This window comes from Paenibacillus sp. J31R98 (assembly GCF_056269245.1).
Genome location: NZ_JBWDNO010000007.1, coordinates 227,413 through 250,413, shown reverse-complemented (window position 1 = coordinate 250,413; position 23,001 = coordinate 227,413). Strand labels below are relative to the sequence as shown.

At 49.0% G+C, this 23,001-nt stretch carries 19 protein-coding genes; all 19 read left to right on the top strand.

What is annotated here, in order from left to right; genetic code table 11:
- The first annotated feature begins 28 nt into the window (after positions 1 to 28).
- The gene (locus tag AC0YNX_RS23670; protein ID WP_475818176.1) at positions 29 to 1,135 is read left to right on the top strand and encodes a GerAB/ArcD/ProY family transporter; all 1,107 of its coding nucleotides are present in this window, start codon (positions 29 to 31) and stop codon (positions 1,133 to 1,135) included.
- Positions 1,136 to 1,356: 221 nt separating this feature from the next.
- Complete coding sequence (locus AC0YNX_RS23665; RefSeq protein WP_475818253.1) at positions 1,357 to 2,283, top strand: ABC transporter permease; 927 nt, start codon at positions 1,357 to 1,359, stop codon at positions 2,281 to 2,283.
- A gap of 94 nt (positions 2,284 to 2,377) precedes the next feature.
- A complete protein-coding gene (locus tag AC0YNX_RS23660) occupies positions 2,378 to 4,126 on the top strand; it encodes an extracellular solute-binding protein (protein ID WP_475818175.1) in 1,749 nt (582 codons plus the stop codon).
- A gap of 106 nt (positions 4,127 to 4,232) precedes the next feature.
- A complete protein-coding gene (locus tag AC0YNX_RS23655) occupies positions 4,233 to 5,141 on the top strand; it encodes a carbohydrate ABC transporter permease (RefSeq protein WP_475818174.1) in 909 nt (302 codons plus the stop codon).
- A 71-nt stretch (positions 5,142 to 5,212) separates the two neighbouring features.
- On the top strand, positions 5,213 to 6,235 hold the full coding sequence (locus tag AC0YNX_RS23650) for a LacI family DNA-binding transcriptional regulator (protein WP_475818173.1): 1,023 nt from the start codon (positions 5,213 to 5,215) through the stop codon (positions 6,233 to 6,235).
- 131 nt (positions 6,236 to 6,366) lie between these two features.
- Positions 6,367 to 7,314, top strand: coding sequence for a carbohydrate kinase family protein (locus AC0YNX_RS23645; RefSeq protein ID WP_475818172.1), 948 nt, complete (start codon positions 6,367 to 6,369; stop codon positions 7,312 to 7,314).
- Positions 7,315 to 7,327: 13 nt separating this feature from the next.
- On the top strand, positions 7,328 to 8,269 hold the full coding sequence (locus AC0YNX_RS23640; RefSeq protein WP_475818171.1) for an aldo/keto reductase: 942 nt from the start codon (positions 7,328 to 7,330) through the stop codon (positions 8,267 to 8,269).
- A complete protein-coding gene (locus AC0YNX_RS23635) occupies positions 8,266 to 9,018 on the top strand; it encodes a sugar phosphate isomerase/epimerase family protein (RefSeq protein WP_475818170.1) in 753 nt (250 codons plus the stop codon). Before AC0YNX_RS23640 ends, AC0YNX_RS23635 begins: the two co-directional genes overlap by 4 nt.
- Positions 9,019 to 9,186: 168 nt before the next feature.
- The gene (locus tag AC0YNX_RS23630; RefSeq protein WP_475818169.1) at positions 9,187 to 10,638 is read left to right on the top strand and encodes a pullulanase X25 domain-containing protein; all 1,452 of its coding nucleotides are present in this window, start codon (positions 9,187 to 9,189) and stop codon (positions 10,636 to 10,638) included.
- Between the two features lie 87 nt (positions 10,639 to 10,725).
- Entirely contained in the window at positions 10,726 to 11,739 is a 1,014-nt protein-coding gene (locus tag AC0YNX_RS23625; protein ID WP_475818168.1) for an alpha/beta hydrolase, read from the top strand.
- 123 nt (positions 11,740 to 11,862) lie between these two features.
- Complete coding sequence (locus tag AC0YNX_RS23620; RefSeq protein WP_475818167.1) at positions 11,863 to 12,570, top strand: VOC family protein; 708 nt, start codon at positions 11,863 to 11,865, stop codon at positions 12,568 to 12,570.
- Between the two features lie 147 nt (positions 12,571 to 12,717).
- A complete protein-coding gene (locus AC0YNX_RS23615) occupies positions 12,718 to 13,335 on the top strand; it encodes a DUF2239 family protein (protein ID WP_475818166.1) in 618 nt (205 codons plus the stop codon).
- 33 nt (positions 13,336 to 13,368) lie between these two features.
- Positions 13,369 to 14,259 carry an alpha/beta fold hydrolase gene (locus AC0YNX_RS23610; protein WP_475818252.1) on the top strand — a complete coding sequence of 297 codons (891 nt, stop codon included), beginning with the start codon at positions 13,369 to 13,371 and terminating at the stop codon, positions 14,257 to 14,259.
- Between the two features lie 318 nt (positions 14,260 to 14,577).
- Positions 14,578 to 14,892, top strand: a complete 315-nt coding sequence (locus AC0YNX_RS23605) for a hypothetical protein (RefSeq protein ID WP_475818165.1) — start codon at positions 14,578 to 14,580, stop codon at positions 14,890 to 14,892.
- A gap of 84 nt (positions 14,893 to 14,976) precedes the next feature.
- Complete coding sequence (locus tag AC0YNX_RS23600; RefSeq protein WP_475818164.1) at positions 14,977 to 16,845, top strand: hypothetical protein; 1,869 nt, start codon at positions 14,977 to 14,979, stop codon at positions 16,843 to 16,845.
- A gap of 304 nt (positions 16,846 to 17,149) precedes the next feature.
- Positions 17,150 to 18,115, top strand: coding sequence for an ABC transporter permease (locus AC0YNX_RS23595; protein WP_475818163.1), 966 nt, complete (start codon positions 17,150 to 17,152; stop codon positions 18,113 to 18,115).
- 10 nt (positions 18,116 to 18,125) lie between these two features.
- The gene (locus AC0YNX_RS23590; protein WP_475818162.1) at positions 18,126 to 19,025 is read left to right on the top strand and encodes a carbohydrate ABC transporter permease; all 900 of its coding nucleotides are present in this window, start codon (positions 18,126 to 18,128) and stop codon (positions 19,023 to 19,025) included.
- A gap of 39 nt (positions 19,026 to 19,064) precedes the next feature.
- Complete coding sequence (locus AC0YNX_RS23585; protein WP_475818161.1) at positions 19,065 to 20,678, top strand: type 2 periplasmic-binding domain-containing protein; 1,614 nt, start codon at positions 19,065 to 19,067, stop codon at positions 20,676 to 20,678.
- Positions 20,679 to 20,895: 217 nt separating this feature from the next.
- Positions 20,896 to 22,998 (top strand): helix-turn-helix domain-containing protein, encoded by a 2,103-nt coding sequence (locus AC0YNX_RS23580; protein WP_475818160.1) that lies wholly within the window; start codon positions 20,896 to 20,898, stop codon positions 22,996 to 22,998.
- Positions 22,999 to 23,001: the final 3 nt, after the last annotated feature.

The following is a 23,001-nucleotide window of genomic DNA, read 5'->3' as shown; positions in this document are numbered from 1 at the left end:
GGCTATTACCGGCAGGAGGGAGGCCTAGATGAAGCAGGACGCGACCAACAAATTGGCAATATCCCCGTACCTCTTAATCTTCCTGCTTTACGCCAGCATGGTTGATGTCGGGATATTGAATTACCAGAAAGCTCTGGTGCGGTACGCAGGTTATAACGCATGGATGTCGATTCCGCTAACGGGTATCAGCGTCCATCTTATCATCTGGATGATTTACCGGATCTGTTCTTCCAACGGGGGGATGGACGTTAACGAAATCAACCAGCGTTACTTTGGCGAGTGGATTGGCAGAGCTCTTAATGCGGCAATCATTGGCTATTTTGCCTTTGGGGCATTCGTCACCTTCAGAGTTTACTTGGCTATAATCCACTATATGCTTTTCCCTGAAATGAACCTGTTACCCATCAGCATAATAATGGCTATCCTCTTGTATTACACGGTTTCGGGAGGATTTCGCTCCGTCGCGGGACTCAGTTTCTGGGGAGTCCTATGCTCGTTTGTTTTTGTCATCCCCTTAAATTTATTTGGGTTACACTATTTGCACCCTCAGAATCTGCTTCCGTTGTGGAACCATTCGGCAGTTGACCTGCTGCTTTCGGCCAAGAGCATGGTCATGCAATACTTGGGGTTTGAAGCTCTGCTTGTTTATTACCCGCTTATCCAGACCCCGGCCAAGTCGCATAAATGGGCTCATTGGACGGTATTGGTCGTAACCGGTTATTACTTGATCACGGCCATGATTACGTTCATGTATTATAGCGAAGGCCAACTGCAGAAAATCATTTGGCCGACTCTCCATCGGGTTGCCTTATTGAAGCTGCCGCTAATTCAAAGATTGGAGTATTTGGTTATTTCCGTGCTGCTTGTCAAAATCGTGGCTTCCATCGCGATCGGTTTATGGTCCGCTTGCCGCGGAGCGAAGCACAGCCTGCGCTTGAAGCAGCCGATCAGCTTGATTGTGCTATTAACCGGATTTCTGTTGCTCGTCGTTTTCGTGAAAGACGAGATCATAATCAAGCGGATGTCCGAGTGGCATGCCTCTGCCGGTTTTTACTTCATCTATGCGTATATTCCCTTATTATTTGTCCTTACCTGCTTTAGAAAAAGAGAAACGGGATGTACAAGCCATCAATAAGACTTTGTAAAATTGAAAATAGGCTATAGCTTTATTTGGGAAGTGTTGATATAATAAACAACATGGTAGCGTTTTCATATCCTGAATTTAGGGTATGAAATATTTTTTCAGTCATTCTGGTATCGTTTCCAAGGTGCCTTGGTGAACAAAAGCGAGACGATTGTTATCATTGAGAGAAGAAGGTGAATTGGAAGCTTATGGCACAGACGTCGACTTCGAAGATGAAGCCGAGTAGGCCTGGAGCTGCTTTGTGGAAAAACATTGTACTCCATCGCTACTTATACTTCATGCTGCTCCCGTGTCTCTTGTTTTTCGTTATTTTCAATTATATTCCGATGGGAGGCTTGCTTCTCGCTTTCAAGGAATATAAGTTCAACAAGGGTATACTCGGTAGTCCATGGATCGGCTTTGACTATTTCGTAACATTCTTTCAGTCTTACCAAAGTAGAGAATTGATTCAGAACACGCTCATTATTAGCTGTATGAAGCTGTTCCTGTACTTGCCGTTCCCAATTGTGCTGGCACTTATGTTCAACGAGATTCGGAACAAGTGGTTCAAGAACGTTTCGCAGAGTGTTCTCTACTTGCCGCATTTTCTCTCATGGGTCGTTGTAGTCGGTCTTGTTCAGCGCATACTTGCTCCAGATACAGGCTTGCTTAATGAGGTCATAACGAACATGGGCGGCGATGGCAGCACCTTCTTCATGATGGACCCGAAGTACTTCTATCAAATCATGTTCGGCAGCCATTTGTGGAAGTCGATTGGTTGGGATTCGATTATTTATATGGCAGCGATTTCAGGCGTAAATCCTGATATGTATGAAGCAGCCAAGATCGATGGCGCAGGCAAACTTCGAGAGATATGGAGCATTACGCTTCCTTCGATTATGCCGACTGTCGTTATCCTGTTCATTCTATCGCTGGGCAACATTTTATCGGCTGGTTTCGATCAGCTCTACTTGCTCCGCACACCAGGGAATATGCAGCTTTCTGATATATTGGATACTTACATTATTCGTGTAGGATTAACAAATGGTCAATTTGGTTATGCGACTGCTGTCGGTATGATACAAGGCGTAATTGGATTAGTACTTGTTGTATCAGCGAATCGCCTCTCAAGAAAGGTTTCTGACACTTCCTTATGGTAACGCTTCCAGTTTATCCGTAACGCAGCACCTAATCTTCGGTGGAAACGTCAACAGACGTATTCATAACAATTTGCACAAAAAAGGGGTTATACGCATGAGCAGAAAATGGATGAAGTTTCTATCGCTTCCTGTTATGGCGTCAATGCTACTCACAGGTTGCTCCGGCAACAACGGGAATAATGTAGCAAGCAACGATCAAGCTTCGGACGGCAAGAACGCTACCACTAACAATGCAACTGCTACAAATGCAACTGAAGGTAAGCCAGCAACATGGATTGCAGACCGCAAAATCAAGGGTCTCGTATTTATGGGAACTGATGACTATACCGAAGAGATGAACCCTGAAATTAAAGCAGAAATCAAGAAGAAAACAGGTATCGATTTCGAAATCGAAATTATGAAAGCTGCCGATTCGCTCGAAGGCATGATTGCAGGTCTTGCAGCGAATGACCTACCGGACTTTATCGCTTTCTACCTCAATAACAGCGGCCGGCCCGAAATGCCAGTTGCTCTGAAAGCAGCGCGCGAGGGCATGTTCACTGATTTGGCTCCGTTCTTCAAAGATTCGAAAGTATATAGCAAATACTTGCAAGACGATTACCTGCCTGCAGACACGAAGTACGGTGTCATGTTCCGTCCTGAGTTTAACGGCGCTACTTATTTCACACATATGAACATTCAGCGCACTGGCGGTCAAGTGACCTGGAGAGGTGTAGGCGGTCCTTACATCCGCAAAGATATCGCTGATAAACTTGGAGTTGACCCGCGTACAATTACAACGACTGCTCAGCTGGAAGATCTGGCTAAGAAGATCAAAGAAGGCAATTTCACAGATAACAACGGCGCTGCTGTAACGCCAATCGGTCCTGCATACTGGGGCGGTCATGAAGTTGGTGCCTTGTTCAACGACTTGGAGTGGGGCGCGTCTGACCAGCGTATCAAGCAAGACAAAGACGGAAAAATCCTTCACGAAGCGCAAACGCCTATCGCTTTGAAAAAGGTTGAGTATGTGCAAAGATTGATCAAAGAAAAACTGCTTCAACCAGAATTCTTCACGATGGACGAGAGTCGCGCTACAGAAGGTGCAATTAACGGTACATGGGCAATTATTGCCGATATGCACAGCTATCAAGACTTTAACCAAGATATGCATTACATTCCGCTTGGTCCATTCAACAAAGTAGACGCTCCTTACAAGATGCAAATCGATTTCAAATCAGGTTACTCGGCTTGGGCAGTTCCAGCTACAACGGAGAAACCGGAAGAAGTTGTGAAGTTCGCGGATTGGCTTGCAAGCCGCGAAGGCAAGCTGCTGTGGAAATACGGTATCGAAGGCCGTGACTACACGCTTGACGCTAATGGCAACCCGCTTGTGAAGAAAGAAGTTGTCGACTTGAAGGCGAAAGATCCGAACGAGGCGAAGAAGCTTGGCTTTGCAGGCGTAGGCAACAATTGGGGAGAACTTCTCGGCGGCACGGACACTGATAACAAAGCAGACTTCGGTGAATTGAACTATGGCGATAACACGAACTCCGGTCTATTCCCGGCAGTTGAGAAAATTGCAACATTCTACGGTCTCGATGAGAAGATCAAAGACGCTGAAGTTTTGGATGCTTACGTGCCAAATTCCTTCCTCGGCGAGTTCCAAAATGGTACTGATCTGAAAACGGCGTTCGATAACTATAATGACAGCTTGGTTCAAGCTTACTACAGCAAGAACATCGATGCTGCGAAGAAGATTCTGGACAGCGCTTTGAAACAAATGGAATCGGCAGGTCTTGATGACTACTTGAAGCTTCTTGCTGACAAGAATGCGGATCCAAAAACGAAAGTGAAACTGTAGCAGCTAGGGCATCTCAATTACAGATGGTTAGGCGGTTTCGTCCGCAGCTCGGATGAACCGCCTTTCTTGATTATTCGATCAGCTTTGCAGCAGGAGGGAGAAAGCGGTGAACGAATTTTATAAGCTTAGTTTAGGGGAACGAGTTTTTCGAATTATCAATTATACGCTCATCGTATTGCTGTGCTTATCTATTATACTGCCTTTCCTGAACATATTTGCTCTAGCATTCAATCCCGGGAAAGATGCAGAAAGAGGCGGCATCTACTTCTTCCCGCGTATCTGGACATTCGAAAACTTCAATAAAGTGTTTGAATCCTCGAACATTGCAACAGCTTTCGGGATCTCGGTGTTCCGTACCGTAGTAGGTACGATTTCCAGTGTGTTTTTGACAGCGATGGCTGCTTACGCGCTTAAGAGTAAGACGCTTCCTGGCGGCAAGTTTTTCATGATGTTCATCTTCTTCACCATGCTGTTTGGCGGCGGCACGATTCCTTACTACATGCTGCTCAAGTCGATCCATTTAACGAACAACATTTGGGTATATGTCATACCGAGTTTATATAGCGCATGGAATTTGATCATTATTCGTACGTTCTTCCAACAACTTCACCCGAGTCTGGAAGAGTCGGCCCGAATTGACGGATATAACGACTTTGCTATCTTCATGCGCATTATTATGCCGCTCAGTCGTCCAGTTATCGCAGTAATCGCTTTGTTCAATGCGGTTGCTCATTGGAACGACTGGTTTACGGGCGCTTTCTTCGTTCGTAAGGCGAATCTAAGACCGCTGTCTACACTGCTGCAGGAGATGCTGACCAGCGCTGAAGCAATGCGCAATACGCTCAACCAGGCTGCTGGTACGGTCAATTATTCGATGCTTGATAAAATTCAAATTACAGGGAATTCGCTCAAGATGGCAACGATTATCGTCGTTGTCGCTCCGATTATTATTATTTATCCGTTCGTTCAGCGCTATTTTGCCAAGGGTATCATGATCGGATCGATGAAAGAATAGCGGATTAGAGGAAATTGGCAGCAAATGAAGAAATTATTTCTAAAGATACTTCCATATAGAGGGTGAGTTATGTGCAACCAAAGATTAAAGACGTGGCACGGCTGGCGGGCGTTTCCATTACGACCGTTTCCCGTGTGCTGAACGGCGAGAAGTATGTCAAAGACGATCTCAAGCAGAAAGTAACCCTTGCCATTCAGGAATTGGGATATGCCCCAAGCCATATTGCCCGTAGTTTGGTGCGCAACAAAACAAACCTGATCGGTGTTATCGTTCCGGATATTACGTCCAGCTTCTATGCAACGATTCTGAGCAGCATTGAAGAAGCGGCGAGCGAGAATGACTACAACTTGCTCGTGTGCAACATTAGCGAGAATATTGATAAAGAGCATAAATATTTGAATGTCTTTCAGGAGATGCGGGTTGAAGGCATCATCATTATGCATGAGAAAATTAACGAGGATATTCGGAATTTGATTCAGAAGATGAAAATCCCGGTCATCTTCTCAAGTGTTAAACCGATGGAGCAGGAATTCGTATCCGTCATCGTTGATGATTACAAGGCAGCCTACGATGCGACAACATATTTAATTGAGCTTGGGCATGAAGCGATCGGGTTTATCGGCGGCGATATGAGAGACATCACTTCCGGCCAGAACCGCTATAGCGGTTACCGTAATGCTCTGACTAACAGCGGCATTAAAATCATTCATGAGCATATTCGTTTCGGCGATTACAAGGTGAAGAGCGGTTATGAGCAAATGAAGGAGCTCTTGCGCGTGAAGCAGCTTCCGACAGCGGTGTTCGCCGTGAGTGACGATATGGCTGTCGGTGCGATGAACTGCATTCGCGACAACGGACTGCGCGTGCCTGAGGATATTTCGGTTATGGGATTTGACGGCAGCCAGCTAACGGAGCTCACTCGCCCGACACTCACCTCCATGGAACAGCCGATTCATGAAATGGGCAGGGTGACGATGAGAGTGCTGCTCGCTCAAGTCGAGAACGGTGATGTACCGACGAGCGACATCATTCTAGAGCATCGATTGGTTGCGCGGGAAAGCTGCACAGAGAGAAAGACGAGCACAGACAGCTGATTATTCGATGGTTATGACCGGGACGCTTAGGGTGACTGCGCCGAGAAGGCGCAGTCAATAGCTAGACGCGGGAAGCAGCGAAAGAACAATTTCTGCAGCCAACACAATAGCGGATCGGAAGAGGGAGTAGCATGCAAAAAAAATTCGACGCCGTCGTGATCGGCGATGCCAATATTGATCTTATTGTAGAAGGTTTGAAGCAAATCCCCCAGCCTGGCCAGGAAGTTCATGTCGATAATATGAGCATGCACGTGGGAGGCGGAGCGGCATTATTCTCGCTGTCCCTAGCCAAATTAGGCGTGAAGGTAGCCTTTAACGGAATATTGGGGAATGATGGTTATGGCGCGTTTATTCGAGAGCGATTTGCCTCACATGGTATCGATACCAGAATGATCCGGACAAGCGGCATGAATAACACGGGCATCTCGATTGCACTCAACCCGGAGACGGATCGATCCTTTATCACGTATGCGGGCTCGAATTCGGAGCTTCAGATGGACCAGATGGATTGGGAGACAATCGCCCAGGGCAGGCATGTTCATTTGACGGGATACCTGCTTGGAAGTAAAACGCATGACGCTTTCGTCATGCTTGCCAAATCGTTAAAGGCCAAAGGGCTTACGATATCCTGCGATGTCGGCTGGGATGATTCCGGTGAATGGTACGACGGTGTGTTCGAGCTTATGCGTCATTTTGACTTATTCTTAATGAACGAGACAGAAGCACAGCATTACACAGGGTGCGAGCATTTAGACGATATTCTGGGCCATATGGCAAAGTATTGCAATCATGTCGTCGTTAAGCTTGGAGCAGACGGGGCAGCGGTTATGAAAGACGGACAGCTCTTCCGCCGTCCAGCTTACAAGGTGGAACCGGTAGATACGACAGGAGCAGGAGATTCATTCAACTCCGGTTATTTGTACGGCTTCCTGACGGGAGCGGATGTGGAGACGTGCTTGAAGTATGGGAATGCTTGCGGTGCTTTGTCCGTCATTGCCCCCGGTGGAAGCACAGGTACACGCGACTTGGCCGGCATGCTTGCTTTTATTCAAGAGCTCGAGCCCGTTCATTCAAAATAAAGGAGATTAGGGTATGAAATATATGAACATTGATGGGGCCCAGAAGCCGATCTCCCGGTTGTTTATGGGAACGGGTGAGTTGCGAGAATTGGGAGATAGCCAGCGCGCCATGCTGGAAACCTTTATTCAGGCAGGTGGCAACGCATTCGATACGGCTCATCAATACCGTGGCAGAGAGCAGCTCCTTGGCCGGTGGTTGGCTGAGAACAAGCTGAGGGAACAAGTTGTAATTATGAGCAAAGGTGCCCATCATGACGATGGAGAACCGGGTCCGAGGGTCAATCCGGAAGCAATCCGGAAAGATTTATTCGAAAGTTTGGAGAGACTCGATACCCAATATATTGATTTATACGCGCTTCATCGCGACGACGAGACAGTGGAGGTCGGGCCAGTGATGGAGGAATTGAACGCGCATCTCGCCGCGAAGCGAATCCGCGCAATCGGCGCATCCAACTGGTCGCAAGCGCGCATTCAGGCTGCAAATGAATATGCGGCCGCGCACGGCTTGACGGGTTTTACTTTCAGCAGTCCGAATTTGAGTCTGGCGAGGCCCAACGAGCCTCGTTGGGAAGGATGCGTTTCTGCGGATCAATCGATGTGTGAATGGCATACCGGCAACCAGCTTCCGCTGCTGTCCTGGTCTTCCCAAGCCGGAGGGTTCTTCTCGGGTAGCTTCTCGCCAGAAAACCGTACGAACGAAGAGATGGTAAGGGTTTACTATAATGAAGGCAACTGGGAGCGCTATCGCCGGGCAGTGAAGCTTGCAGATGAGAAAGGCGTTACTCCGATTCAAATTGCATTATCTTACGTATTGTGCCAACCGTTCCCGACTGGAGCGATCATCGGTCCGCGGAACCGTGAAGAACTGGAATCCTCAGTTGAGGCGATGAATGTAGCGTTATCATCCGAGGAAGTAGAATGGCTTGATCTTGTAAGGGAGGAGCCTAAAGCATGATTAAACATAAATTAGCGGCTCAGCTGTTTACCTTGAGAAATGAAGTTAAGAAAGACTTTGAGGGCGTACTGCGCGAACTAGCCAAGATGGGCTGGGCAGGGGTTCAAATTGATGGTCTTCACGGCTATCCAGCTCGCGACATCGCTGCAATAATGAAAGAAGTCGGTCTTCGCACAGCTGGCATGCATGTAGGGCTGGAGCGCATGAAGCATGACTTGGATGCTGTGTTAGAAGAAGCACGGCTGTTTGATACGAAAGATTTTATTTGCCACTCCCTTCCAGATGACTTGCAAAACCCCGAAGGTTACGTGAGCGTGAAGAAAGATTTGCTCGATGTCTATTCCAAAGTGAAAGAACAAGGCTTTCGCCCAGGCTATCATAATCATGATTTCGAATTTCATACGCGAATTGAAGGCAAATTCGCGCTCGAATATTTACTGGATCAACCCGGCATTACGCCCGAGATTGATACTTACTGGGTCTTGAAAGCAGGCGAGGATCCACTAACTTTCATTTCCCAATATGCGAACCGCATGCCGATTCTTCATCTGAAGGATATGACAGGCGACGGAAGGCAGTATTTCGCAGAAATCGGATCCGGAATCATCGATTTCGCTCCAATTCTAAGTTGGGGATTGCAAAGCGGGGTCGAATGGTTTGCTGTCGAGCAGGACTACTGCTCCGGCTCTCCTATGGATAGTCTGGCCCAAAGCTTCGAACATTTGCTGATGCTTGAAAAAAAGCTCTAATGTAATTCTGAACAATGTTCACCCATGACGAACCACTACCTCGGAGGTAAAATGACTCTTTCCATATTTAACGGAGAAATCAGCCGAAATGAGCTAGAAACCTATCTTTCCAGAGCGGTGACTTCCGCAGATCTTGTCAACAGTGACACACTTGACGACGACCTCAGAATGATTAAGAATATTGGTGCTAAGTTCCTGGGGCGTGCTTCAGGCGTATGGGTGCTGGAGCCGGATGATGATGTGCATTTCCAGAAGTCTAAGAAACTCGCGGAACGTGTGCACGAGATTGATCTCGATATTATTCTGCAGACTTGTATCTTTGAAGCTGTTTTCAAAGATGTGGAGAAGATTGAGATACCGGAATGGGTGTTCTCAGCTTTCCAATTGCCTGTGGAGCACCGTTCATTCTGTTATAACGACATGTTGTTTGACACGAGACCGCAAGGTTATGTCTGGGATGAAGATGGCGGCATTCCGAACATGGATAAGCTCGAGACACAGCTTTGGTTCTTCTACAGGGCGGCGCGCTATATCGATGCTGGATTTGAAGCGATCCATATGGGACAAATTCATCTATACACCGCTGATGATAAAGGTCTCAAGAAAACGATCTCCTTATTCCAGAAGATTCGCAAGTATGCCAAAGACCATGCAAGGCGAGGCATCGTGCTGCTCGATGCACATACACATGGAGTCAATATAGATGGCAAACTGCTGTTTGATTTCCACTCTATGCCCTATTCACGAATGCCGATTCTCGATGTGCCTGGGGACAAGCTCGCGCTGATACAAGAGGGGTTCAGTGAAGGCGGCGTAACACCGAGCGGCTGGAGCTGTGATTCATTGCCAATGCTAATGGAACTCGATAACTGGGGCGGACAATTTTTTAGCGTAAATGACAATCTTCCCAATGAACGCAGAGCATGGAAGGAATGGTGGGGGTACGATCAGATCGCATGGTTTGCTTCTCAGGATGAAGAGAGCCGCAACCAGTTTCTTGAGTACGCCTTCAAATGGACAGCTGTGAACAACGCAAATGCCTATTTACAGATGCCGATCCGAAGAACGCTGGGCAGCTGCAAAGTTCAAATGCCATCGAGTGGTTTCGGAGACGGAATCTCAAACTGTTACCAGGCGAACCGTGCAGGCGAAGGCTGCCCGCTTGGATTTGGACAGGAAGAGTCGATCAAATTCCTTTGGCAATCGGAAAGCGATCTCAGGCAGAAGGCAGGCAACCCGATTCCAAACACCTCTTATGGAGCGGAGAACAGCTATGATCCGGAGACAGGTATCAAACTCCCGGGCCGAGTCATCTTATACGGAAGCTTCCAGCATCATGTGGGAGCGATCAATAATGATTCTAACAGCGAAACAACGCGGATGTATTATATAGGCAATGGCATCTATCGGCGGGATTTTGTCCTTCCGTTCAAGGGCTCGTACACCTATGCGGTGGCTCCATATGGAACATTGTCTTCCACTTATTCGATCGACAGGTATCCGCGCAGCGGGTCTTCGACGAAAGCGACTTTGAACGTCGCGCAGGATAACACTGTCGTTGAATTTATATTTAATGCTTTTAATAATGAGTTTACCGCCACGATAATTGAAGGCTTGTAAGGCTGATTTGATTTATTACTAATGTATAATTAGCCACTCTGGATGGAGATAATAGGGAAGTCAATTGTTCTGCCGAAGAACGTTGACGTGAAGATATGGACGGTAGGCATTCACAAAAATGTCTATCGTCCTTTCTTTATTATCTGTTACGGCCGAATGCCATGCTCTAAAACATATGTGACAAAGTTACGGTTGGTCTTTCTCGATCTTGTTATGATCTTACCTGTGGAAAGCACACATCACCGCATGATCATACTTGTAGAGAAAGAGGGTTTGTTTATGACAACACAATCGAATTCACCACTAATTATGTTTATACATGGCGCTTTTATGACACCGGATAGCTGGTCACCAATGAGGGACTATTTTGATAAGCGTGGGTTTAAGACCCTAGCTCCTGCCTGGCCGCACCATGATCGCAGCATCGATGAGCTTCGGAAGAATCCTTCCCCGAAACTCGGAAAGCTTGGGCTTGCGGAGATTGTTGAACATTACGTTAGAATATTAAGAACTTTGCCGGAAAAGCCTATCTTGATCGGGCATTCGTTCGGCGGTTTGATTGTACAACTCCTGATGGACCGCAACTTGGGGGCTGCCGGCATCGCGATCGATCCCGCCGCTTCCAAAGGGATTAACCCTGGGGCCTATAAGTCGGCTTCCAAGTCGGTGGCTTCCATTCTTCTTAAGCCATGGAAGAGGACGGCCAATCTGACGTTCGAGCAATTCCAATACGCGTTCGTCAACAACATGGCTGTCGGCGCACAAAAAGAAGCATTCAACTACTCTGTTCCGGAAACGAGCAAAATCTTCTTCCAAAGCGCGTTTGCAGCTTTAAATCCATCAAGTCCGTTTGCGATAAACTACAAGAATGGCAACCGGGGACCGCTTCTCCTCATTGCGGGAGAGGACGATCATATCGTACCTGCCGCCATGGTGAAAAATAATTTCCGGCTATACGATCAAAACTCGGGAGCTGCGACTCAGTTTGTAGAGTTCCCCAAACGCACGCATTGGATTATAGCAGAACCTGGATACCAAGAAGTTGCCGAATATATCATGGGTTGGATTCATAATCGGCGCGGAGCACAGGACGTTCAATAAACACATCGTAACGGCAGCCAGATTATGGCTGCCGTTGTTGTGGTACACAGGGATTTATGAAACTTCATGGTGATTTTTCAGTATGTATATCTAATGGTAATTTCACTAACGAGGAGGTAACGAATGATGGACAAAGTTATCCCGATTTTACCTTGCCCCAATGTAAGGGAACAAGCGAGTTTTTATGAGGCAATGGGTTTTGAGATTGTTGAGATTTATACAAGTCCGGCCCCCTATGCGTGCTTACGGTTTGGAGAGCTTGAGATCCATTTTTACGGAACCAAAAAAATATTACCTACCGAGAATTCTAGTATGTGTTACATAAGAGTAGATGATGTAGACGTGATGTATGAAACGTTCACTTCTGAGTTGAAGAAGAACACAGGTAAGATTCCGCGTGCTGGAATACCGAGGCTTTCCAAATTGAAAGATTTATCACTCGATCGAAGATTCACTCTGACGGATATTGGCGGCAATACCATCTATATTGGAACACCGAACAGTTCGACTTTCCTAAGGACGTTTGAAAGTGCCGAGTATTCGAAAAATTATGCATTACTGTACGACTCCTTCTATTCCAAAGAAGATATTGAAGTTGCATATCAAGTCTTAAATAAGTTCTTTCCAAATGATATAAACGCAATGAATGTATCCCAAATGGACAAAGCTAAACTCTTATTAGTTGTATTGGATATGGACAATCAACGAAATCAAAAAATAGATGAGGATATCAGTGCTCAATTGAAAGAGCTGATGAACTCTAACGATGATAAAGATGCCGATTGGAAAATGATTGCACAGAAGTACAATGATATTGTAATGGTTGAATAAAGTAAAAACGATTCTTCAACGCGGTCCTCTTAGGACGCGTTTTTTTGTATTTATTTCCACTATAACGAACATGATAAATTATACCCGGGTAATATTGATTTTTTATTTTTACCCGGGTATAATACGAGGGGAAGAGAGGAGGTCAATATGAGTAATATTCTAACGCACTTTTACTACACGGCATTTTCAGGTGTCGAAGTCGTCGCCACTGGTTCGTTACAGCATGTTGTTGCTACAGTGAAGGATGCTCTGGATGACAGAAACCTCGCACAACTGCTTATTTTTGACGATTCCACAGGGAAGCCGATAGATGTTGATTTTCGTGGGAAGACAGATGATGTGCTCCAACGATTAGAAGAACAGCTAGGATTAGGTGATCTAACCGGTACGGAAGTGCAACACCAGCCTTTAAAACGGGTTGGTCGACCTAAGCTGGGGGTTGTATCCGGAGAGGTTACGTTATTGCCACGCCAATGGGAATGGCTCAAGAGTCAACCTGGTGGGGCATCGGTAACCTTACGAAAACTCATTGATGAGGCTCGCCGTACTGGAGGGAAAGAGAGCAATATCCGAGAGTCACAAGAGGCAACATATAACTTCATGACAGCTATGGCCGGGAACTTCCATCAATACGAAGAAGCTCTACGGGCACTGTATGCTGGTGATGTGGATCGTTTCTATCATTTCATCGATGACTGGGCACCTGATATTAGAAACCATGTGAAGAAATTAGCCGCTAATGCATTCTCGGAGGAGAACGTATGAATTGTACGGAATGAATTGGAGGAGAAGATAATCGTGAACATCCTGAAGATAAATGGCATCGATTTGGCTTATGACAGTTTCGGCAACGAAAATGACGAGGCTATTATTCTAATTGCCGGGCTTGGAACCCAGATGATCCGATGGACGGATTCGTTCTGTCGGATATTAGCAGCGCGGGGCTTTCGCGTGATTCGCTTTGACAATCGTGACGTAGGTTGCTCGACGCACTTTAGCCATTATCAGACGCTGGATTTTGCAGCACTGGCGACTGCACTCATGTCGGGACAGCGACCGGGCATCCCTTACACGCTCGATGACATGGCGAGCGATGTTATCGGATTGCTTGACGCCATATCCATTGAGAGGGCACATTTGGTTGGTAGATCGATGGGCGGAATGATCGCTCAGGTTGCCGCCAGTGAGTACCCTGATCGGATTTTATCACTGACTTCCATTATGTCCAGCTCCGGTAATCCGGGCCTTCCGCCAGCTTCCCCCGAAGTCATGGCGATGATGACTACACCGGCGCCGAACCCATTTGAGGATGAAGCGGGATATTTGGCGCACAGCGTCGCTTTTGCCAAACGCATCGCCGGAACGGGCTATCCATTTGAAGAGGACGCTTATCGGGCGCTCATTCTGGAGGAAGTAAAGCGGGCTTATGATCCCGGCAGTGTCGGCCGTCAAATTGCTGCGATCGCTGTCTCCGGTGACCGACGTCCACGGCTGGCGAACATCAAAGCACCAGCACTTGTCATTCATGGGGTGGACGATCCTCTGTTCGTCCCAGCATGTGGCGAGGATACAGCTTCTGCGATTCCGGGCGCCGAGTTCATGCTGGTTGACGGCATGGGTCACGACCTGCCGCACCAACTGTACAAAGTAGTCGCTGATGGTATAGAGCGGACGGCTCGTCGTAATTGATCAAATGACATAGCCAGATGCAGCGGCTTGGGATAGGGAAGTAGCGGTATTATAATGGTGGTGCAGAGACTTGTCTCTGCACCACCATTTTTTTTGTGAAATGCTGAGAGAGCACATATGTGCTCTCATTACCCATAGAAGCCTGGAACGGGCAGGTTCGGCGCCTACAGCAGCCGGTGAGTATTCGGTTGCTCTCTAGTTATACGAGGATTGCAGTTCATTCACCGGATTGTTTCCTATTCTGCCCTTTTGTTTATTCCCGCAAAGGTTCTTTCCCTTCACGATAGAATTACATCACGCATGAATTGAGGGGATAAGATGGTTCAATTAAATGGTTTGCTTGACCGTGTTCGCGGCAGGCTGGAAGCAAGAATGACGAAGTATGATGGTGTTGTTCCGACCAAAGAGTTAAACATTGACCCGGAACAAATGGCAGGAGGATTTGAACAATTCCCAGAGACCACCGCCAAGTGGCGATTTGGCGAGAGCATAACGACCGTACCGGGGGAATACGAAGCGGTCGACGTTGAATGGACGTTCCGTCTGGAAGCGGGGAAGGCGAAGGAGACCTCCGTCGGTTTGGCCATCGCATTCGAGGAGTGGTCGGAGGAGCGTTACGTACTTGTACCCTGAGCAATCTATGCCGGCAACCGTTTCCCGGTCAGCCCTTTAAGCTATCCACCATGCTGGTCCAAGCTAGAGCTCTTTGGCCCGGACATGCCTAATCTCATCACGGACGTGCCGCGGTTATCGGCTTCCAGAAAGATGCCCTCCGGCTTTCATCTATTGACAGGCGACGCCTCGACGCCAGCGGTTGGATTTGCCGATACGCAAGCAGGCTTTGGTTTCCTGCTGTTAACGGAGCAGGGGACCGAGAAAGGCAACACAGGTATCCACCTTACCGAGAATGAAGATCGGTGTGAAGCCGTCCTTGCGCTCTCCGTACCTGGTGTTCGCCCTTATCGCTACGGATCCTGTACGACAATGGCACCGAGCGAGGACAAGGGTGCGAATTGGCTGCCAGGGGATGAAGTTATCCTGCGCTTCCGTCTTGTCGTCTTTCCCGTTGAACATATACAATGCCTCTTCGACGTCTTCGCAGCAATGCGCAAAGGCTTAAGCGGTCCGGTACAGCTCGAGCACATGCTGCCGTTCTCTGCGGCGTGGGACATACAGGAGCACAAGTACAACTTATTGAATTGGCAGGAGGAGCGGGGGTATTACCGGGTCGGAAACGTGGAAACGAAGTACCAGGACTGGCAAATCGGCTGGGTTGGAGGCGGCATGGCTACGTTTCCGCTGCTCTCTAACGGTTCAGCCATCTCACAAGAGCGAGCGCTAAGTAATTTGGATTTCCTGTTCACGAGCCAGACTGAGTCCGGCTTCTTCCATGGCGTGAGCTTTCACGGCGAATTCTATGGTGACGAATTTAACGAGGATCCTAAACGCAAGTATCCGGATCGTTGGCATATCGTCCGCAAAAGCGCGGATACGCTCTATTTCTTAATGAAGCACGTCTTGTACCTGGAGAGCAAGGGGCTTGGTTCACTCGTGAAGCCTAGCTGGAAGACGGGGATCCGCAAGCTGGCCGATGCCTTCGCCGCATTATGGTCCGAATACGGACAGTTCGGCCAATGGGTCGACTCGAAGGAGGGCACCCTGCTCGTTGGCGGCTCGGCGGGCGGAGCACTCGTTCCGGCGGGGCTCGCGCTTGCGGCTGATTACTTTGAGCATAAGCCTTATATGGCCATCGCAGAGACATCCGCGACAGATTACTACCTGCGTTACGTGAAACAAGGCGTCACGACGGGAGGTCCCGGGGAAATTCTGCAATGCCCGGACAGCGAATCCGCGTTCTCTTTGCTCGAATCTTATGTCGTGCTGTATGAATCGACTGGCAACGCCCATTGGTTGACCCTAGCGGAAGAGACGGCTGTTCAATGCGCCTCTTGGTGCGTATCCTATGACTTCGAATATCCGCAAGATTCTACCTTCGGGAGACTAGACCTTCGCTCTACGGGCTCGGTTATCGCGAACGCGCAGAACAAACATAGCGCTCCAGGCATTTGCACGCTGTCCGGCGATTCGCTTCTGAAGTTGTTCCGCGCAACGAATAATATCTTCTACTTGGAACTGCTGCAGGAGATCGCGCATAGCTTGCCGCAATACTTGTCCCGCGAGGACCGGCCGATGCGCGGCTGGGACGGGGACGACCTGCCTCCGGGCTACATGAGCGAGCGGGTGAACATGAGCGATTGGGAAGGCAGCGACAAAGTCGGCGAAGTTGTGCCTCTGTCGTGCTGGTGCGAAGTTTCTCTGATGTTGACCTTCGCCGAGGTGCCGGGGATCTACGTCCAACCGGATACGGGCTTCGCCATCGCGCTCGACCACATTGATATTGAAACCTATCAAGATGCAAGCGGCAGGACTGTGCTGCGAGCGACGAATCCTACAGGGTATCCGGCACGAGTCAAAGTCATGGCCGAACGTTCAACGGAAATGGCGGAGGCTCTCGGCCAGCACGGCGGCGTAGCTTTCAGCCAACTCGACATCGGATCGGGTGAAACGATCGAGTTTGTGCTATAACGTATGTTTTTTTACAATTTGTTCATTGAATAAGCAGGCAATTATGGCTATATCGTGAAGCATCTGGCTGGAAAGAGGCGGGCGGCAAAGGGTTTTCTCTTTTGTTAAGCAGCAGATGATTTGTTCATTGCAGCGGGGATGCCAAGTCCGTATTCTGAGGATGCGGCTGATCGACAAGGCCTGGCCGCGAGACTATCCGCAAGTTCGACCCCGCTATAAGCGAGTATCCCGGCAATGATCTTTGTAAACGCGTGCAAAGATCTCGGGCTACGCAAGGGAAGGCTGCGGCAAAGGAGTGATCGTAATGGGCGCAACCGGAAACAAAGCAATGGCAGTGCATCCACAACCAGTTGCGAAGCCCAGTGCTTTCAGCAAGCCGGGCAGGCAATTCGCCCGATACTGGCAGCTTTACTTGCTCGTGCTGTTGCCGCTGGCCTACATTATTATATTTAAATATGTGCCTATGGTTGGCGTACAGATCGCTTTCAAAGACTACAACTTCGCCAAGGGCATCTGGGGAAGCGATTGGGCGGGGATGAAGTATTTTAAGCAGTTTTTCGAAAGCCCGAATTTTTGGCCGATTCTGCGCAATACGTTGACCATCAGCTTGATTACCTTGTTGTTTAACTTTCCGGCACCTATCATACTCGCACTGTTTCTAAATGAAATCCGCGGCGGCTTTTTCAAGAAATCGATCCAAATGATTACCTACGCGCCGCACTTTATTTCGACAGTCGTGATGGGCGGGATGATTGTATTGTTCCTGTCCCCCACTGGGATGATTGGCAGCTTGTACAAGTTGCTTGGCATGGAGCCGCTTAACCTGTTAGCCACGGCATCCAATTTCAAATTTATTTACTCGTTATCCGACGTGTGGCAGCACGCGGGGTACGGAGCGATCATCTATTTGGCGGCATTGTCGGGAATCAACCCCGATTTGTATGAAGCTGCCAAGGTAGACGGAGCGTCGCGTTTCCGCAAAATGCTTCACATTGATTTGCCTGGCATCGCCCCGGTCATCGTCATCCTGCTCATTCTGAGCGCGGGCGAAATCTTGAACGTCGGCTTCGAAAAAACGTATTTGCTGCAAAATCCGTTGAATATGCCCGCATCCGAAGTCATTTCCACGTATGTGTATAAGATTGGGCTAATTAACGCGAATTACAGCTATTCGACCGCGGTGGGCTTGTTCAACGCTGTGATTACCTTCGCGGTGCTCGTGCTCGTTAATACGATTGCGCGACGATATTCCGAGAATAGTTTGTGGTAGGGGGAAAACCATGGCGGTTCAGAAAAAAATAAAGGAGCCCGCGTCCGACCGAATTTTCCTGGGCTTCATCTACGCGTCGCTTATCGCCGTGTTGATCGCCGTCGCTTATCCGCTGATCAATGTCGTCGCGTCGTCGTTCAGCAATTCTGATGACGTCGTCGCAGGAAGAGTTACGATTTTTCCGATCGGCTTTAACGTCGAGGCATATAAGTATATATTTGAAAGCGACTATATCATGCTCGGGTATTTAAATTCGATCATCTATACGACCGCTGCTGTCATTATTCAAGTGTTGCTCACGATCATTATGGCGTATCCGCTGGCTAGAAAGCAGCTGTTCGGTCGCGGCGTAATTATGGGCGTGCTCGTGTTCACGATGTTCTTCGGAGGCGGCCTGATCCCGACGTATTTGGTCGTCAAATCGCTTGGTATCATCGATACGAGATGGGCGATGGTGCTGCCCGGCGCGATGGCCGTCTTCCAAGTCATCGTGGCAAGAACGTTCTTTCAGACGACGATTCCGGAGGAGCTGCACGAAGCTTCGGAATTGGACGGCTGCAGCCAAATCGGCACTTTCATCCGAATCGTGCTTCCATTGTCCAAGCCTATGATTGCAGTGCTCGTGCTTATTTACGCGGTTGGCAACTGGAACGCATACTTTGATGCCTTGATTTATCTGAACAGCGAGAAGCTGTTCCCCCTTCAAGTCATCCTGAGGAACATATTAATTGTTAACGCAGATCCAACGAAGCTCGTCAGAGATCCGCTTCGCATGGATCACTTGAGGCAGATCGCAACGCTGCTCAAATACGCGCTTATTGTTGTCGCGAGCATCCCGGTATTGATCTTCTATCCATTCATTCAAAGGCATTTCACGAAGGGCGTCATGATCGGTTCTTTGAAAGGCTAACTCGGAAGGTAAATAACAACTATACTCGGAGGTCTGCATATGAAAAGGGGACTTATTATTTGCTTGTTGATGTGCTTATTCGTAATATCGGCTTGCGGAAAAAGCAATGAGGGGACAAGCGACAACACTTCGCCTTCGGGTGAAGCAGGAAGCGAAGCTCCGGTCAAGATGACGGCGTATACCTTCCAGTCAGAAGCGATCAGCGATTACAAGAACAACGATTTAACCAAGCTTCTCGAACAGAAGTTTAATGTCGACTTCCAATGGACGATCGGTCCGACAGATGCAGCCTTGGAGAAACAGAACGTGCTGCTAGCCAGCGGCGACTATCCGGCTGTCTTCTTCGGCGGTGAGTTCAACCAGATTGATCAGCTGAAGTACGGCACGGGCGGCGTGTTTATTCCGCTTAACGACTTGATCGATAAGTACGGCCCGAATATTAAGAAGGCATTCGATGAAACGCCGTACCTGCAGAAAGCCGCAACGGCGCCGGACGGCAAAATCTATGCTCTGCCGGGATTGGAAGAGTGCTATCACTGCAGCTTCTCGCAGAAGATGTGGGTGAACAAAGCTTGGCTTGAGAAGCTCGGCCTGAAAGAACCAACGACTACGGAAGAGTTCTACCAAATGCTGAAGGCGTTCAAGGATAAGGATCCGAACGGCAATGGCAAGGCAGATGAAATTCCGCTGTCTGGTTCACCGAACCAATGGAACGGCAACCCGTATAACTTCTTAATGAACGCATTTACCTACAGCGCGAACGGCGACTTCCTTACGCTAAGCGGCGGCAAGGTGGATATTACCGCAAACAAGCCGGAGTGGAAGGAAGGCTTGGCCTACGTCAAGAAATTATATGATGACGGTTTAATTGATCCGCAGACGTTCACGCAAAATGCCGACGGACTCAGAAAGCTCGCTGATGCCGATACTCCTGTACTTGGAGCGCTTCCAGGCGGCTGCTGTATGCCGACGGTCGAGAACGGCAAATTTAATCAATACGTTGCCATTGCGCCGCTGAAAGGCCCTAACGGCACGCAACTCGCCGGTTACTTCGGTGATTCTGTAGGGGAGGCACGCTTTGCCATCACGAACAATGCGACGCCTGAACAGCAGATCAAGGCTATCCAAATCGCCGACTTCCTGTACTCGCACGAAGGCACGCTGGATGCCATGTATGGCCCGAAAGGCATCGGCTGGGACGACGCGAAGGCCGGCGATCTAGACATCAACGGCAATCCGGCGGAATATACGGCGCAAGAAGCGTATGCCCGTGAGGATAAGCGCCAAGTCAACTGGGATACCGACCTGCGCTATACGAAGGCCGATCTGTTTAATGCCCGCGCTCAAAGCCAGGATATCAGCAGTCCGGAAGGCTACGAGAAGTTCCTGTCTGTCATGACGGATAAGTATGCGAAGTACAAGCCGGAAGAAACGTTCCCTTCGGCGATCTGGCTGAAGCCTGAGGATGCGGCGCAGCTATCGCAGATCAAAGTCGATATTCTGAACTATATTACCGTCAATGCCGCCCAATTCATCACCGGCCAGAAGAGTCTGGATAAAGACTGGGATTCTTACGTGAAAGGCTTTGATGGACTTGGCCTGAAAACGTATGTTGACGCGAACCAAACGGCTTACAACGAGCAGTATAAATAAGTTCATTTCGCGAAGAAACCCGCCGCGAGCGGCGGGTTCTTCGCCATAAGGAGGCTGGAATCGAATGCGGAAGTCTTGGTTTTATCGATTGCTTTTGTCCTATTTGCCCGTGTTTTTTTTCCTGACCTCGTTCCTCTTTTTTATCTTCTTCCAGGAGCTGAGCGTCCAATCGCGAAAAGACACTGTCAGAGCCAATCAGGAGCTGACACGGACAATCATGGACAGAGTAGATTACTCGATGGAATCAATCGACAACGCACTGACCGATTTCGCCCTCAATAACCAGGTCCTGAGCCGCTTTCTCAGCGATAAAGGCCTCGATAACGTTCTACTGCAAATGCAAATGAAGAAGGAAATGGAAAACTTCAAGCGCCAAAACCCGCTGGTTGATTCCATGTATTTGGTTCGCATGCAGGACGGCACCATATTTACGGAAAACTTTATCTACAACTTTGACAATTTTCCTGATCGGGATTATTCCAAGAAGCTGGAGCAAGGCAGGTCTGCGCTGCTGTGGTCTGACCCAAGGAGCTATACGGATTTCTCTCAGCAGAGAAATGTCGTGACGGTTGCCAAGAATGTGTTTCTGTCGATGGGAAAGCCGAGCATTGTTGTCGCCAATCTAAGCCTGAACGCCCTGCGCGACAATGTCGATCAGGCGTTTAATCAGAAGAACAGCTACCTCGAGGTTCGGAGCGCTACCGGCAAGACGGTGCTCTCGCTTGGCGAAGCTGCGGGTGGCCATAAAGAGCCGTTGTCCAGCAGCGTATCGGAACAGACAGGGTGGACGTTCTCCGGTGGTCTTCCCAACGAGCGGCTGGTGTCTGTCGTCTCGCAATTGTTCGGCGTTTGGATGGTGCTGGGTTATGTGATCGCGGCCTTGGGACTTATTTTTATCGTTATTATTACACGCAAAAACTACGCTCCGCTGGAATCGATGATAGCGCGGATCCGATCCTTGCCGGCCTTACGGACGGAAGAAACGGATACCGGGCGCAAGGATGAGTTCTCCGTCATCGAAGCAGCTATTTCCAGCGTGCTCCAGAACAATAATGTGCTGCAGAAGAGGCAGCAAGAGACGCTGCATCTCCGCAAGCAGCATTTCACTTACGAGCTCTTGGAGGAAGAAGGATTGATCGGGGAGGCGGAATGGTCGGAGGAGATGCGCGCCTATAAGCTCTCGCCCGAATTCGGCGGAGCTCGGGTTGTGGTGTTCGAGCTCGACAATTACTCCGGCTTCGTGAGGAGCTTTGGCAAGAAGGATCAAATGCTATTGAAATACGCGGTGCAATGCGCGGTGATGGAATCCTGGGAGGAGCGGGGAATTCCTGCGATCGGAGAGTGGATGACGGAGAATCGATTCGCCACTGTCCTGCTCTTCGGCGAACAACGCGAACAAGATCTCATCGTCCGAGAAGCCGCGGATGGCATATTGAATTGGATCGCCGCGTATCTGCGCTGCTCGGTGACGGCCGGTCTTGGCGTGTTCGCCGCTAGAATAGCGGACATTCCGATGTCCTACCGGGAGGCAAAAGCCGCACTGTCTGCGAAAATGCTGCGCGGAGGCGGAACCGTGCTCTTATACGAGCCGGCTTTGGCGAAGGTGAAGCATGATTTATTCCGGCATTTGCAAGTTATCCAGTATCTCGTGAGCGAATATCGCTCGGGGGAAGAGGGCTGGGAAGCCCGGCTGGAGCATCTGGAACAGCGAATCCGCGAGGACAATCTCCCGCAAGATGAAGTGAGAAGCCTATTAAACTATTTGATCTTTAATCTCGACCGAGCGATCTGCGAGATGTCCGAGGACTTCCGGTCGGTATGGCAGGAAGAGGGGCTGAAGCCGCTCTCCGACGCCTTTGACCGGGAAGAGACGCTTACGGGTATTCTCGGGCGCTTCAAAGAAGTGCTCGGAACGTTTCGGAAGCAAGTGGAGCAGGCACAGGACAAGAAGAATCATACCGGCCTGCTGCAGGAAGTGCGCCAATACGTGCAAGCCAATTTCCGCAATCCCGACATGTCCCTTGATTTGCTTAGCGATGCGTTTCATTTGAATGCGAAATATCTGAGCAAGCTGTACAAGGACCATTTTGGAGAGAGACTGATGGATGTCGTGCTGGAGCTGCGGATCGCTTATGCGAAGACGCTTCTCATAGACACGAGAGACGCTGTCATGGATATCGCAATTCGAACGGGATTTACCAATATCGTATCGTTTAACCGTTCCTTCAAGAAAGTCACCGGGCTGACGCCGGGCAGTTTCCGCGCCGTACAGACAGGTGAGCGCATGAAGGAGCATGACAAAGAAACGGGAGTTGATTAGAAG

Bases quoted from the DNA above. Each gene is read 5' to 3' on its own strand.
- AC0YNX_RS23630 (WP_475818169.1), top strand. From the start codon at position 9,187: ATGATTAAGAATATTGGTGCTAAGTTCCTGGGGCGTGCTTCAGGCGTA.
- AC0YNX_RS23615 (WP_475818166.1), top strand. From the start codon at position 12,718: ATGAGTAATATTCTAACGCACTTTTACTACACGGCATTTTCAGGTGTC.
- AC0YNX_RS23645 (WP_475818172.1), top strand. From the start codon at position 6,367: ATGCAAAAAAAATTCGACGCCGTCGTGATCGGCGATGCCAATATTGAT.
- AC0YNX_RS23665 (WP_475818253.1), top strand. From the start codon at position 1,357: ATGAAGCCGAGTAGGCCTGGAGCTGCTTTGTGGAAAAACATTGTACTC.
- AC0YNX_RS23605 (WP_475818165.1), top strand. From the start codon at position 14,578: ATGGTTCAATTAAATGGTTTGCTTGACCGTGTTCGCGGCAGGCTGGAA.
- AC0YNX_RS23600 (WP_475818164.1), top strand. From the start codon at position 14,977: ATGCCTAATCTCATCACGGACGTGCCGCGGTTATCGGCTTCCAGAAAG.
- AC0YNX_RS23595 (WP_475818163.1), top strand. From the start codon at position 17,150: ATGGGCGCAACCGGAAACAAAGCAATGGCAGTGCATCCACAACCAGTT.
- AC0YNX_RS23670 (WP_475818176.1), top strand. From the start codon at position 29: ATGAAGCAGGACGCGACCAACAAATTGGCAATATCCCCGTACCTCTTA.
- AC0YNX_RS23640 (WP_475818171.1), top strand. From the start codon at position 7,328: ATGAAATATATGAACATTGATGGGGCCCAGAAGCCGATCTCCCGGTTG.
- AC0YNX_RS23620 (WP_475818167.1), top strand. From the start codon at position 11,863: ATGATGGACAAAGTTATCCCGATTTTACCTTGCCCCAATGTAAGGGAA.
- AC0YNX_RS23660 (WP_475818175.1), top strand. From the start codon at position 2,378: ATGAGCAGAAAATGGATGAAGTTTCTATCGCTTCCTGTTATGGCGTCA.
- AC0YNX_RS23590 (WP_475818162.1), top strand. From the start codon at position 18,126: ATGGCGGTTCAGAAAAAAATAAAGGAGCCCGCGTCCGACCGAATTTTC.
- AC0YNX_RS23635 (WP_475818170.1), top strand. From the start codon at position 8,266: ATGATTAAACATAAATTAGCGGCTCAGCTGTTTACCTTGAGAAATGAA.
- AC0YNX_RS23580 (WP_475818160.1), top strand. From the start codon at position 20,896: ATGGACAGAGTAGATTACTCGATGGAATCAATCGACAACGCACTGACC.
- AC0YNX_RS23585 (WP_475818161.1), top strand. From the start codon at position 19,065: ATGAAAAGGGGACTTATTATTTGCTTGTTGATGTGCTTATTCGTAATA.